Raw genomic sequence first — 13,901 nt, 5'->3', positions numbered from 1 at the left:
CCCGCCGGACGTGAACAACCACCGGTGAACCGGTCGGGCAACATGCCCGTAACAGAGAGGGACATGAGGCAAAACACCGAGCGGGGGAAGACCGTGGACTGCGAGCACGTGCGGCTGAGTCTTGCCGTCCGGGCATTGAGCGGCCTGGACGCCGAGGAGGAGGCGCTGGTGCGCGCCCATCTGCGGGGCTGCCACTCCTGCCGTACGGAACAGGAGAGCGACGCGCGGGTGACGTCGTGGCTGTCCGCCGCGCTGGCGCTCGACGGGCCGGATGCCGGACTGATCGACCTGTACGGGGCCTGCGCCGCGACGCCGCCGCTCCCGGTGTCCGGGGCGCGCTCCTCGTCGGCGCCGCCCTGGGACCCCTGGCGTCACTCCCCGGGTCTCACCGCCACAACCCTCGCGGTGACGGCCGCTGTCGGCGGATACCTCGTCGGCCGTCTGCTGCGGAGGTCCGCGGCGGGGTTCGGCGGCGGTGCGCGGGGCGGGATCTGAACCGGCTGCCGGTGCCCCTCGTAGCAACGCGCGCGAGGGTCACTGGGGCCACGGGAGCACAGGAGAAGCCATCGGCGACGGACCTTGCCGGAGTGCCGAGACGGCTATCGGCACACGTCGGAGACGAGCATCACGTACGGGACGCGGTCCGGGCAGCTCATGGGCATCCGGGCGTTCGACCCTGAGCGGCGGGGCCGCTGGTCGTTCTCCTCGCAGCAGGCCACCTCGCGGCGTCTCGACAAGGCGTTCCCCCGCGTTCTTCCGCCGGATCAAGTCCGGCGGGACACCCGGCTACCCGCGTTTCGCGCGGAGTCAGCCGGTACACGAAACCGTCGACTTCCGAAGGACGGCGATGGCTGCCGCTGGGACTCCACCCCCACGATCCGGTTGCCCGGGTACGACACGACGGCGTACCCCGGCGGCGGTGCTGCCGGGGTACGCCGTCGTGTCGTACGCCGCTCCTCGCATCTGACGCCGTGACGTGACGCACGCTCCCCTCGTGGCGTGCGCCGTCCCGTGGCGCGGGCAGCCACGTGGCGCGGTCCGACCGCACTGGTGGGTGACCTGTGCCGACCGTTGCGCTCCGGGGAGTCGCGCGTCCGTCGGGTGGTCGGCCCGCTGGGGGAAGTGTGGATGAGGCTCCTTGCTGTTCCCTTGCCGAGTCTTCTGGCCGCCGGGGCATCGGCCTGCGGCCTCTTTCGCGCCCACGCGGCACAGCCGCACGTCGGAACGGCCCCACGTCCCTGATCGGGTGGCCCTCCGGCCCAACCATTTCGGGCCGTACGGCCGTGAACCGGATGGATGAGGCCGTCGTAGTGATGCAACGACGACTCGGCAGGGGTGAAACCGGACGGGTGAGGGAGGGCATGGCGCGTGGATCGGGCCCGGATTCCGAGCGGTACGGCTCGGCCCGGTCTGCCCCTCGTCGCCCGCCCGTCCGGGTCCCGTCCACGCGACACCCACCCCTGCGCGCGCCGTCCACGCGGCGCCCAACCACGTGAAGCCCGCCCGCGCGACGCCCACCACCGCGTCGCGCGCACGCCCGCCCGGCCACCACCCACCGGCCGCCGCCCCGCCCGCACGGTTCCCTGGTGCGCCGTCACCGCCGTCACCTTCCTACGCCCCCTCGGTGAACAGGTACATGAAAAGCGCTTCTCATCCGTTCCGCGATTTCCGCGCCGGCCCCCGACGCCTCGTCGTCGTCCTGGTCGTCGCGCTTCTCCTGGTGCCCTCCGCCCTGATGGCCTGGCACACCTGGCAGGGCGCCACCGATGACCGGGCCCTGGCCCGGCGTCAGCGGCTCGGCATCACCCAGGCGGGTGCCCTGACCACCCTGCTGGCGTCGATGACCACCGCCCAGTCGGCCGCGGTCAAGGGCGACTCGCCCGATGTGACGAGCGTCCGCCGTGCCGCGGAAGCGGTGGACAGGAGCGGCATCGGTTCCGTGTCGCTCGCCTCCGCCCGGTCCTGGGACGGGATTCGTGATCTCATCGACGACCTCACCACCAAGACCTCCGTCCAGGGCCAAACCGCCTACGTCCGGTGGTCCGAAGTCATCGACCAGATCTCGGTGTTCGCCGGCGGACTGGCCCAGGACTCCGGACTGCTGCTGTCCGGCCGGCTCGATCAGTACTACCTGACCGACGCCATGACCCAGCGGCTGCCCACGCTGGTCGTCGTGTCCGGCAGGCTGGTCGACCTGACCAGGCTCGCCGCGGCCGGGCCTTCCGCGCAGTCCCGCACCGCGGCGCTCACCGCCCGTACCTTGCTCGGCCAGGCCACCGCCCAGACCGCATATGTGCTGCATCAGGCCCTCGACCAGACCGAGAACCAGAGTGTCGGCCCAGCCATGATCTCAAGCATGGACGAGATGGCGGGCGCCGTCCTCGCCATGGCCCCGGTGCACAACCTCGACCCGCAGCCCGAACAGGCCGACCCCGCCGAGCTCGCCCGTACGCAGCAACGCGGTCTGGCCGCGGCGCAGTCGCTGTCCCAGGACGGTCTGGAACAACTGGCGGGCATGGTGGCCGAGAACGAGGACACCGCGCAGCGGGAGAGGTGGACCGCGGCCGGCCTCGCCGCGGGCACGCTCGTCCTCGCCCTGCCTCTGCCGCTCCTGTCGCGGGCGCGGTCCCGTACGCGCGTGGAGCCAACCCCGGACGCCGCAGACCCCACCGCCTCCACCGGCACCCCCGCGTCCGCAGCCCCGGCCACCGGCCCGGACCGCACCGGGAACACCAGGAATGCGCAGTGGCCCCCGGCCTCCCCCGCGTCCCCGGCAGCACCCTCGGGCGCCGAACCGTCGTGGTTGCGGCCCTCCCGGATACGGACGTCCAGCGCACACCGAGGGAAGAAGGTGTCCCGCCATGCGGCTCCCTGACCCCCTCGTCCGGCACAAGCTCAACATGTTGGTGCTGATCCCGCTCACGGCCGTTCTCGTCCTCGCCGTGCCCGAGGTCGAACGGCGGGCCGACACGGTCCGGGACTCCGACCGGACGGCCGCGTCGATGCGCGAGGCCGCGGCCGTCGGCCAGCTCGTGGAGCAGGTGCAGCGCGAGCAGCTCGTCTCCCTCGCGCACCTGGTCTCCCCCTATGCCATGCCGGGACCGGTCCTCACCCAGATGGGGGCCGTCGACCGCGAGCTGAGCGCCGTACGGGCCGAGGGCCTGGCCTCGGACACGGTCGGCAAAGCCGTCGAGCTGATCGACTCGCTGGCCGCGCTGCGCACCCAGGTCCTGAACCACTCGGTGTCCGCGCTGGAGGCCACCAGCTCGTACGACACGTGTGTGAACGCGCTGCTCGACACGCTCTCCCTGTGGACACCGCCGGACAGCGGCGCCGACGACGCGCGGCGGCAGAGCGGTATCGACGCCCTGCTGCGCGGTGACGCGGCGGGCACCAGCGCCAACGCGGCCCTGCTCGCCGCGCTCGCCGACCAGGACCCCTCGGCCGCCCTCGCGCTCGCCGACGAGCAGCGGACCCGCCAGACGGTGTGGGCGGCGCGCTTCGGCCAGGCCGCCGAGTCCTCCGACACCCGGCTGGCCGGCATCGTCGTCTCGGGTTCCGTACCGACCCGGGCGCACTGGTACGCCGAGCGGATCGAGGCCGCGGCGCGGAAGCCGCTGTCCGAGTCCGACCGTCTGGAGCTGCTTGAGGGTGCCGCCAACACCTTCCAGCTCCAGACGGAGCTCCGGCTCCTCGTGGAGCACACCATCGCCACCGACACCGCGAACACCGCCTCGGACAAGGCCCGTTCCGAGATCGTCAGCGCGGTGGTGCTCAGCGGGCTGCTGCTCGCGCTGCTGGCCCTGGTGGTGACGCTGAGCACGCTCGTCGGCCGGTCCGTGGCCCGGCCGCTGCGGCTGCTCACGGAGGCCGCCGCACGCGCCGCCGACACCGCCGAACGCGAGCTGCGGCGGGTGGGCGACGACGATGACGCCGAGCCCGTCGAGGCGCCCGCGGCCCGGCTGACGATGAACCGCTCCGACGAGATCGGCGTCCTGGCCACCGCCGTGGACCGGGTGCAGAGCGGCGCGTACGAACTCGTCAAGCGGCAGCAGACCGCTCAGCGCAATGTGGCGGCCATGTTCGCCGGCGTCGGCAGACGCACCCACAACCTGGTCAGCCGTCAGCTCACGATGATCGACGACCTGGAGCGCGACGAGACCGACCAGGAGCTGTTGCAGAGCCTGTACGCGCTCGACCACCTGACGAACCGGCTGCGCCGCACGGCGGGCAATCTCGTGGTGCTCTCCGGCGACCGGGAGCCGTTCGGACCGGCTCAGCCGCTGTCCGCGGTGCACGCGCTGCGCTCGGCGCTGGCCGAGGTCGAGGATTTCCAGCGGGTGCAGTTCCAGGCACTGCTGGACGTACGGCTCTCCCCAGCGGTCGTCTCGCCGCTGGTCTCCATCATCGCGGAGCTGCTGGAGAACGCGCTCTCCTTCTCCCCACCGGACACCCCGGTGGAGCTGTCCATGGCACGGATCGCGGAAGGCTGCCTGATCACGGTCCTCGACCACGGCGTCGGCATGAGTGCCGAGCGGCTGGACGAGGAGAACGCCCGTATCCGCAGCCGGGAACGCCTCGACCTGATGCCCACCGACACGCTGGGGCTCTTCGTGGTCGGCCGGCTCTCCCGGCGCACCGGTATCGAAGTGCGCCTCGACGCCTACCCCGACGGCGGCACCGCGGCCTGGGTCACCGTGCCGCACTCCCATCTCGTACGCGCGGAGCGTCCGCACCTCGACGACGGGACGGCCACGCCCCGGCAGGACGCGTCCGGCGCGCCCCTGCCGGACACCGGCGCCGGCACGCGCCAACTGCCGTCCGCCATGCGCACCCCGCTGCCCCCGCCGCGTCCGGAGCCGGAGCCGGCGACCGCTGCGGACGAACCATCACTGACCCGGCGGGTGCCGGGCACCCAACTGCCCGCGTTCACCGACGTCGTGCCGCCGACCGGGCCGCACCCCGCTCCCCACGAGGCCGACCGTTCCGCTCCTGGGCCCGATCCGGCGGCCAGCCGTGACGCCATCGAGCGGTACGAGGCGGGGGTGGCCCACGCCCAGGCCCACGCGCACACCCTGGCCCAGGACCACACACTGTCCCAGGACCACACCCGTGCCCAGGACCACACGTACCCGCGGGCACAGCCCCAGGCACAGGCACAGGCGCAGGCGCACGCCCAGGGACACCTCCAGGGCGGGACACACATGAACGCGACGCCCCTCGGAGCCTTCCAGCACTTCATGGACGGCCTCCGCGACGAGATCGACCACCTGCGCAACTACGCGCCCTGGCCCGCCTTCGACGCCATGCCCCCGCCGGAGGCCATGGCCGCGCACGCCACCGCGCCCGGCGCCGGCCACGTACCGCTGCCCGTCCCGTCACCCGTACCGACGCCCAGGCCCATGCCCGCATCCTCACCGCCCCCCGCCGGGCCGGCCCCCGAGGGGCTCGTACGCCGGGTGCCGGGCGCCGGTCTCTCGCCCGACCTGGCCGTCCGCCCGGTACCCGTGCCCCTGCACATGAAGAACCCCGATCTCGCCCGCTCGCTCGTCCTGGACTTCGAGTCGGGCGTCGCCCGTGCCCGCGCGGAGGCCGATCCCATCGGGTGTCCCGCCCCCGGGACACCACGACGCACTCACCCCCAGCAGCCTTCTTGGGAGACTCCATGAACATGAGGTACGACGCTCGCACGGCGCCCAGCGCCGAAGCCGCCAACTTCAACTGGCTCCTGGAACAGTTCGCCGACAAGACGTCCGGTGTGACGGAGGCCGTCGCCGTGTCGTCCGACGGGCTGCTCATCGCCGCCTCGCACGTCACCGACCGGCCCGAGGCCGACCGGCTGGCCGCGGTGATCTCGGGCATGACCAGCCTCGCTTTCGGCGCTTCCGCCAACCGCGGGCTCGGCGCGCTCGACAAAGTGATCGTGGACTACTCCGAGGGCTACCTCGTGGTGTCCTCGATCGGCGTGGGATGCGTGCTCGGCGTGGTCGCGGAGAAGTCCGCGAACCTCGGCAACCTCGCTTACGAGATCACCCTGTTCGCCCAGCGGGCCGGAGCCATGCTGACCCCGCACCTCATCGACGAACTGAAGAACTCCGTGCCCTCGTGACCACGGACAGCGCACACCGCCCCGCGTACTACCAGGAGCCCGACCTGGACCCCCCACTGGCACGCCCCTATCTGCCGCCCACGACCGAACTCCGCCCGCCGATGCCGGCTCCGGCACCCGCACGGCCGCTGCGCCCCTTCCTGCTCACCGGCGGGCGGGTGGGGAGCGGCCCCGCCGGGCTGACCATGGAGGCCCAGGTCGTCAGCACGCGCGCGGGCCTGACCGCGGTCCCGTCCCTCGGCTTCGAGCACCGGGACATCGTCCAGCTCTGCGCCTCGCCGCAGTCCCTGGCGGAGATCTCCGCGAAGCTCTCCCTGCACCTCAACGTCGTCCGTGTCCTGATCGGCGATTTGCACTTCAACGGCCACCTCGCCGTGACCGCCCCCGACCACGACACCCCGCACCGCGAGGAAACCCTCCTAAGGATCATCCGTGCGCTCGAATCCATCAGCTGACCGTCCGGCCGTCCTGCCGCCGCCCGACCTGCGGGCCTCCGTGGCCCGGCCCCGGCCGCCCATGCCGGTGAAGCTGGTCATCGCGGGCGGCTTCGGGGTCGGTAAGACGACCACCGTCGCCAGCATCTCCGAGATCGTCCCGCTGACCACCGAGGCGCTCATGACCAGCGCCTCACTGGCCACCGACGACACCGCGGTGGTGCCCGACAAGACCACCACGACCGTCGCGCTCGACTTCGGCTGCATCACCGTCGACAAGACCATGAAGCTCTACCTGTTCGGTACGCCCGGCCAGGACCGCTTCGGCTTCATGTGGAACGACATCGCGCGCGGCGCGCTGGGCGCGCTGGTCATCGTGGACAGCCGCCGCCTGTCCGACGGCTATCCGGCCATCGACTACTTCGAGCGGCTGGGCATGCCCTTCGCGGTCGCGGTCAACCGCTTCGACGGCTCGCTCAGCCATGACCTGACCGCCATCCGCTGGGCCCTGGCCGTCCATGAGAACGTGCCTGTGGTCACCTTCGACGCCCGGGACCGGCAGTCCGTGCGGGACGCTCTGCTGGCGCTGCTGCACCGTGCCCTGACCGCCGCCCGGGTGCGGGACGCGATCACGCAGACTCCGTAGGGGCGTGGTGCGCGGGCCGCGTACGTCGCGCGGGCCGCGCAGGTGGGTGGCGCGGGTCCGTACGTTGTGGCGTACGCGGCCCGTGTGACCGGCGCGGCCGTTGGGGCCTCCCGGGCGGGAGGCCGGCCCGCTCAGCCCAGCGTCTCCGGAGTCTCGTGGGCCAGGGCGCGCACGGCACGCACCGCCCGTCGCACATCGGGTTCGGGCCCTTCCCCGAGCCAGGCACCGGCGTGTCCGGGCCCGGTGACCGCGCCGGGCTCCAGCAGATCGAGCAGTGGCAGCACCGCGCCCAGTTCCGCCTCCTCCGCACGACAGCGCGCACACCCCTTCAGGTGTGCTGTCAGTTCCCCGCTCTCGGCGGCGTCCAAGGCTCCGAACAGCCCCGCCGACAAGGCGTCACGGGCATGCACACAGTCCACAGAAGGCCTCCGGAAAGACAACGACCGACGTCAATGCCACGTCCGGGCGATCCCGGCGGCTCCTATTGTGAGCTGTACCAAGCCGCCCGTACCGGTGATTTCGGAAAGCATGGCAATCCCCCGAAAGCGGTGTGAGCTCCCGAAGTCACCGGCTGAGGATTCCTGGGAAAGACAGGCGGACGCCTCCGGGGAGACGCCGCCCGCGACCTCCCGCGGGACCTTGTGACGCGCGAGTACGGCCCGGAAACGCGGCCCGGCAGGGCGCCGGAACGGGCCCCCGGGCCCCGGCCCTCAGCCCCGCTCGTCCCCCTCCCCGCCCTCGTCGACCCGCGCGGTCTGCATCTCGACGGTCTTGCGCCGCGCGATCCGCTGGCCGCGCCCCGGGGCCAGGTTGCGGCCCTTGATGTTGCCGAAGACATAACCCTCGCTCGGCGGGCAGGACAGCAGGATGCCCGGCGTGTTGGTCTCCTGGATCCGGCGCAGGAGCGAATCGTTCAGGCCGCGCCCGGCCCCGGCCGCCGACCGCGCGACGATCACGTGCACGCCCAGTTCCCAGCCCATCGCCAGATGGTCGAGGAGCGGCGCGAAGGGCTGGTTCACGGGTCCGCCGTTGATCAGGTCGTAGTCGTCGACCAGGATGAACAGCCGGGGCCCCCGCCACCAGTCGGCCGCGCGCATCCGCGACGGCGCGATGTCCGGACCGGGGAGCCGGGTCTTGACGGCCCGGCCCGCGCCCTCGACCAGTTCCTTCAGCGAGTCCATGGAGATGGCGTGGCCGAGCCGGTACTCGTCCGGCACCGCCTCCACCAGGCCGCGCCGGAAGTCCACGACCATCAGGCGGGCCTGCTCCGGCGTGTACCGCTCGGTCACGGCCTTCGCGACCAGCCGCAGCATATTGGTCTTGCCGCTCTCGCTGTCGCCCACCACGATCATGTGCGGGTTCTCGCTGAAGTCGTGCCAGACCGGTTCGAGGCGCGCCTCCTCGACCCCGATGGCAACCTTGAACTCGCCCTCAGGGGGGGGTAGTTCGGTGACGGAGAGGGTGGTGGGCAGCGTGCGCAGGCGGGGTGCGGCCGGGCCTTGCCAGCTCTCCCGCACGGCCGCGACGAGCGAGGCGACACCGTCGGTCAGGTCGTCCGCGGCCTCCACGCCGTCGATGCGCGGCAGCGCCGCGAGGTAGTGCATCTTGTCCTTGGTCAGGCCGCGGCCGGGCATCTCGGGCACCGTCGACGCCCGCCGGACATCGATGTTCGAGTCCATGGAGTCACCCATGCGCAGTTCCAGATGGGTGCCCGACTGGTCGCGGACGGCGGACGACAGCTCGACCCAGCGCGCCGTGGTGACGACGAGGTGGATGCCGTAGCTGAGCCCCCGGGTGGCCAGCGCGTTGATGGCCGGAACCTGCCGGTCGTAGTCCTGGCGCACGGTGGACCAGCCGTCGATGACCAGGAAGACGTCACCGAAAGGCTGGTCGGCGAAGTCGCCCTCGGCGCGATGCCGGCGGTAGGTGGCCATGTTGTCGATGCCGTGTTCGAGGAAGAGGCGCTCGCGCTCCTCCAGGAGGGCGCCGACCTCGGCCAGGACCCGGTTCACCCGCTCCGCGTCGAGCCGGGCCGCGACCCCGGAAACATGCGGCAGCGCGGCCAGGCCGGCCAGTGTGCCGCCACCGAAGTCCAGGCAGTAGAACTGCACTTCGCGGGGTGTGTGGGTGAGGGCCAGCGCGCACATCAGGGTCCGTACGAGGGTGCTCTTGCCGCTCTGCGCGCCGCCGGCAATCGCCACATGGCCGCCCGCGCCCGACAGGTCGGCCATCAGCAGGTCCCGCAGCTGCTCGAACGGCCGGTCCACCACACCGATCGGCACGGCCAGCTGCCCGCGCCCGTACCAGTCGGTGGTGGTCAGGCCGTGCCGCTCGTCCGCGGTCAGCGGCGGAAGGAGCTGGTCGAGGGTGGTGGGCAGGTCCAGGGGCGGCAGCCAGACCTGGTGGGCGGGGGGCCCGGAGTCGCGCAGCCGGTCCACGGCGACCGCGAGCAGCGCGGGCCCGTTCGCCTCCTGCTCCTCCGCCTCGGGGCTCACGGTCTCCTCCGCGGGTTCCCGGGGCACGATCCACTCCGCCGACCAGGGCACCACCTGACTGATGGCGCGCGCCTGGTTGACCACACCGCGCCGCCGAACGTACGGGCCCGACGAGTACGCGGCACGGAACCGGGTGAGCATGTCGACGCCGGTCTTCAGGTAGCCGCTGCCCGGCTCCGAGGGCAGCTGATAGGCGTCGGGCACGCCCAGCACACCGCGGCTCTCCATGGCGGAGAAGGTACGCAGGCCGATGCGGTAGGAGAGGTGGCCCTCCAGCTGGTGCATGCGGCCCTCGTCCAGACGCTGGGAGGCCAGCAGCAGATGCACGCCGAGGCTACGGCCGAGACGCCCGATCATCACGAATAGATCCATGAAGTCCCGGTGCGTGGCGAGGAGTTCACTGAACTCGTCGACAACGACGAACAGGCTGGGCAGCGGTTCGAGCGGCTCCCCGGCGGCGCGCGCCTTCTCGTACTCCGTCGCGGAGGTGTAGTTGCCCGCCGAGCGCAGCAGTTCCTGGCGTCTGATCAGCTCGCCGTGCAGGGCGTCCTGCATGCGGCCCACCAGCGCCATCTCGTCGGCCAGGTTGGTGATGACGGCCGAGGTGTGGGGCAGTTCGTCCAGGCCGAGGAAGGTGGCGCCGCCCTTGAAGTCGACCAGGACGAAGTTGAGGGTCTCCGAGGAGTGGGTGAGGGCGAGCGCGAGGACCAGGGTGCGCAGCAGCTCGCTCTTGCCGGATCCGGTCGCGCCGATCAGCATGCCGTGCGGGCCGCTGCCGCCCTGCGCGGACTCCTTGATGTCGAGTTCCACCGGGGCGCCGTCCGCGCCCACCGCGATCGGCACCCGCAGCCGGCCCGGCCCGGTGTGCCGCTTCCACAGGTCATCGGGCAGATGCCGCTCCAGGTCGGCGATGCCGAGCAGGGAGGTCAGCTCCAGGGTGGCGGAGAGCGGCTGGGCCGCGTCGGCGCCCAGGCCCATGCTCATCCGGTGCGGGGCGAGCTGCCTGGCCAGGGCGCGCGCGGCCACCGGGCCGAAGGAGTCCGGCGCGCCGAGCCGGGTGGACTGCTCCTTGCGGTCCCGGTCGGTGCGGACCAGGGAGATCGAGCGCTCCTCCACCTCAAGGCGCAGGGTGGCCCGGCCGGGCCGCCAGGACAGCGCGCCGTCGACGTCGAGGACCACGGTGTTGCGCAGGCCGGGCCCGTCCAGCCGGTGGCCCTCCGGCACGCTGACGCCGTCCAGCACGATCACCGTGTACGGCTCCTCACGCCCGGCCGGTGCGTCCGGTTCGAACTGCGGGCGCTCCCAGAACTCGGCGCCGAGCAGCCCCTCCAGCTCGTTGAACTCCGAGACGATCAGCCGGGCGGGCCCGGCGCCGTCGGTCTCCTGCGGGTGCAGGCCGTGCGGAAGCCACTTGATCCAGTCCCACTCGGCGCGCCGGTCGTCGGCCGCGCACAGCACGATCCACACGTCGTCCGGCGCGTGGAAGACCGCGAGCTGGGCCAGCAGCGCGCGGACCGCGGAGCGGACCCGGCCGACGTCGCCGCGCAGCAGGACCCGGGACCAGGCCCGCAGGTAGATGGCGATGGGCTGCTGGGGGATGGTGGAGTAGGCGCGGATGAAGCTGCGCAGGGCGTGCGCGCTGAGCGGTTCCAGGTCCTCAACGGGCTGGGTGGAGAGCGGGTTGAGCCGGAGGTTCAGCTTCTGGTCGCCCACGGCGAGGCGCACCTCGGCGAAGTCCGGGTCACCCGGCCGCCGTTCCCACAGCCTGCTGGTGCCGACCAGCGACCAGAGCGCGTCGGGCTGCGGGTGCTGCCAGGCCAGCGACTTCTGCTGGGCCGTCACGGCGCCCCGCACCTTCTGCCGGATCTGGCTCAGGTAGCGCAGATAGTCGCGCCGTTCGCCCTTCACGCGCTGTTTGCGCTCGCTCGCCTTGCGCATGAACTGGCCGACGATCATCGCGGCCGAGCCGACGATCATCATCCCCATGGCCAGGTAGAAGAAGGATCCGCCGGAACCGCCCCCCATGCCCGGGCGCATGAACATCAGCATCATCGACACCGACATCATGGCCATGGGGAGGTAGTTCCAGACGGCGGAGCTGTCCGGCACGGTCTCCGGCAGGGTGGGCGGCTCCTGAAGGCTGAGTTCGCCTTCGGGCATGTCCGGGCCACGGCGCCGGGCGGGCCTGCGGAACAGGACGACACTCAACGGACGGTCTCCTCAATCGCTGTGAACTGGGCGGGGCGGCGGCCGGGGCCGCGGCGGGCCGGTCGTCCGCCCCTCGCCGGGGTCCGGTGACACCCGGGGCCGGTGCCGTACGACGCGCGGCACCGGCCATGTGGCAGTGCCGTACGCCGTGTGACACCGAGCTCAAGGCGGCGCCGCGCAGGCATGCCTCGGACGCCGCGCACCGGCGTCGGCGGGGACGCCGAATACCGCGTCGTACGAGGTCAACGAGTCGCCAGCGGCGCGTTGTTGAGCCTAAGATGCTTTCTCGGCGGCACTCCGTGTGCGCTTCTCCCGCGCCGTCAGCGCGCGCACCGGGCGTACCGCCCCTCACACTCTCCGTGTCTTTCCGTCCTCCTTCGCGCGTCCTCGACAAGCAGCAACGTCCTCGGACGGCAACCCGTTCACCCGGATTCCGGCCGCGGACGATCAGCTTCCGCGTACGCACGCCGGCGTGCCCGTACGCCGGCATGCCCGGATGACCGCGCGCACGCGGATCCCCGTGCACACGGATCACCCACACGCACGCGGACCTCCCCGCGCATTCACGGAAAGTGAGCTCTCGTATGACCGACAACGCCCTGTCCGGGCTGTGCCGCCTGACGGTGCGCGCCCCCGACAAGACGGTGGACCTGTCCGTGCCCGCCGACATCCCGGTGGCCGACCTGCTGCCCGCAGTGCTGGCCTACGCCGGTGACGGGCTGGCCGAGGCCGGTGTCGACCACGACGGCTGGGTGCTCCAGCGCCTCGGTGGGCGGCCCCTGGACCACGAGGCGACCCTGGAGGCCCAGGACGCGCACGACGGCGAGGTGTTCTACCTGCGCCCGCACGCCGAGGCGCTGCCCGAGGTGCGGCTCGACGACCTGGTGGACGGCATCTACACCACCATGCGGGACCAGCCCTTCGGCTGGACCCCGCTGATCGGCAAGCGGGTGCTGCTCACCCTCGCCGCGCTCTGCCAACTCCTCGCCCTGGTGGTGCTCGCGCTCTCGGACGCCTCCGGCATCGTGATCGCGCTGGCCGCCTTCGCCTTCGGCATGCTCACCCTCGGCGGGGCCGCCGCGGCCAGCCGGGCCATCGGTGACGCGGGCGCGGGCGCCACCCTCGGGGTGATGGTGCCCGCCTTCCTGGCGTCGGCCGGCTGGACGCTGCCCGGCGGGCAGTTGAGCGGCCCCGACCTGCACGAGGTGCTGGGCGCAAGGCTGCTGGCCGCCAGTACCTCGGCCGCCGCCGGAGCGGTCTTGGCGGTCGCCGCAGTGGCCGCCTTCGCCACGGTGTTCCTGGCGCTGGCCGCGGTGGCCGGGGCGGGCGCCCTCGGCGGGGTGCTGCTGCTCGTCGCCGACCTGCCGCCCGAGCACGCCTCGGGCATCCTCGCCGTCACCGCAGTGGTGTTCGGCGCCTTCGTGCCGTCCCTGTCGTTCCGGCTCGCGGGGCTGCGAATGCCGCCCATCCCGACCAACGCCGAGGATCTCCAGGAAGGCATCGAGCCGCACGAGCCACGCGTCGTCGCGGAGCGCTCCGTGCTGGCCGACGGCTGGATGACGGGCCTGTACGCGGCGGCCGGGATCATCTGCGCCGTATGCGTGGCGGGTCTCGCCGTACGCGCCGACCTTGCCCAGAACGTCACCACGGCCACGCTCTCCCTGCTGCTCCTGCTGCACGCCCGGGGCCTGGGCAACACCCTGCAACGGCTGTCGCTCATCACGCCCGCCCTGCTGGGCGCCGCCTCCCTGACCCGTACAACGTTCCTCGACGCCACCCCCGGATACCGGCTGCTGCTGGTTGCCGGGCTGCTCGCGGTCACCGCGGCGCTGGCCATCGCCTCCTGGACGGTGCCGGGCACCCGCATGCTGCCCTACTGGGGACGCGCCGCCGAACTGGCCCACTCGACGGCGGCCATCGCGCTGCTGCCGCTCGCCCTGTGGGTGCTGGGCGTCTACGGCACCCTGCGCGCGCTCGCCGCCTGACCCGCGCCGCGGACGAGGAACCCG

Annotated in this window: 9 protein-coding genes; 7 read left to right on the top strand and 2 right to left on the bottom strand. The window is 72.4% G+C overall.

What is annotated here, in order from left to right; translation table 11 throughout:
- The first annotated feature begins 63 nt into the window (after positions 1 to 63).
- The 6 genes from OHA55_RS26325 to OHA55_RS26295 all read left to right on the top strand — a co-directional run bounded on the left by OHA55_RS26325 (position 64) and on the right by OHA55_RS26295 (position 7,189).
- Positions 64 to 495 (top strand): zf-HC2 domain-containing protein, encoded by a 432-nt coding sequence (locus tag OHA55_RS26325; RefSeq protein WP_266710130.1) that lies wholly within the window; start codon positions 64 to 66, stop codon positions 493 to 495.
- Between the two features lie 1,141 nt (positions 496 to 1,636).
- On the top strand, positions 1,637 to 2,875 hold the full coding sequence (locus tag OHA55_RS26315; protein ID WP_266710129.1) for a hypothetical protein: 1,239 nt from the start codon (positions 1,637 to 1,639) through the stop codon (positions 2,873 to 2,875).
- Positions 2,862 to 5,669 (top strand): ATP-binding protein, encoded by a 2,808-nt coding sequence (locus OHA55_RS26310; RefSeq protein ID WP_266710128.1) that lies wholly within the window; start codon positions 2,862 to 2,864, stop codon positions 5,667 to 5,669. Before OHA55_RS26315 ends, OHA55_RS26310 begins: the two co-directional genes overlap by 14 nt.
- 2 nt (positions 5,670 to 5,671) lie before the next feature.
- Positions 5,672 to 6,109 carry a roadblock/LC7 domain-containing protein gene (locus OHA55_RS26305; RefSeq protein WP_266710127.1) on the top strand — a complete coding sequence of 146 codons (438 nt, stop codon included), beginning with the start codon at positions 5,672 to 5,674 and terminating at the stop codon, positions 6,107 to 6,109.
- Positions 6,106 to 6,564 carry a DUF742 domain-containing protein gene (locus tag OHA55_RS26300; RefSeq protein WP_266710126.1) on the top strand — a complete coding sequence of 153 codons (459 nt, stop codon included), beginning with the start codon at positions 6,106 to 6,108 and terminating at the stop codon, positions 6,562 to 6,564. Before OHA55_RS26305 ends, OHA55_RS26300 begins: the two co-directional genes overlap by 4 nt.
- A 61-nt stretch (positions 6,565 to 6,625) precedes the next feature.
- Positions 6,626 to 7,189: an ATP/GTP-binding protein gene (locus OHA55_RS26295; RefSeq protein WP_266711173.1), complete on the top strand. Its 564-nt coding sequence runs from the start codon at positions 6,626 to 6,628 to the stop codon at positions 7,187 to 7,189.
- A gap of 131 nt (positions 7,190 to 7,320) precedes the next feature.
- Here OHA55_RS26295 and OHA55_RS26290 read toward each other — a convergent pair whose 3' ends face one another.
- The gene (locus OHA55_RS26290; RefSeq protein WP_266710125.1) at positions 7,321 to 7,599 is read right to left on the bottom strand and encodes a zf-HC2 domain-containing protein; all 279 of its coding nucleotides are present in this window, start codon (positions 7,597 to 7,599) and stop codon (positions 7,321 to 7,323) included.
- Between the two features lie 300 nt (positions 7,600 to 7,899).
- Positions 7,900 to 11,892 carry a type VII secretion protein EccCa gene (gene eccCa / locus OHA55_RS26285; RefSeq protein ID WP_266710124.1) on the bottom strand — a complete coding sequence of 1,331 codons (3,993 nt, stop codon included), beginning with the start codon at positions 11,890 to 11,892 and terminating at the stop codon, positions 7,900 to 7,902.
- Positions 11,893 to 12,476: 584 nt separating this feature from the next.
- Between eccCa and eccD the strand changes: the two genes are divergently transcribed.
- Positions 12,477 to 13,877: a type VII secretion integral membrane protein EccD gene (gene eccD, locus OHA55_RS26280; protein ID WP_266710123.1), complete on the top strand. Its 1,401-nt coding sequence runs from the start codon at positions 12,477 to 12,479 to the stop codon at positions 13,875 to 13,877.
- Positions 13,878 to 13,901: the final 24 nt, after the last annotated feature.

The organism is Streptomyces sp. NBC_00102 (assembly GCF_026343115.1).
In the GTDB taxonomy this organism is placed as follows: domain Bacteria; phylum Actinomycetota; class Actinomycetes; order Streptomycetales; family Streptomycetaceae; genus Streptomyces.
The sequence above is the reverse complement of the archived record's forward strand: the minus strand, read 5'-3'. Positions and strand labels throughout refer to the sequence as shown.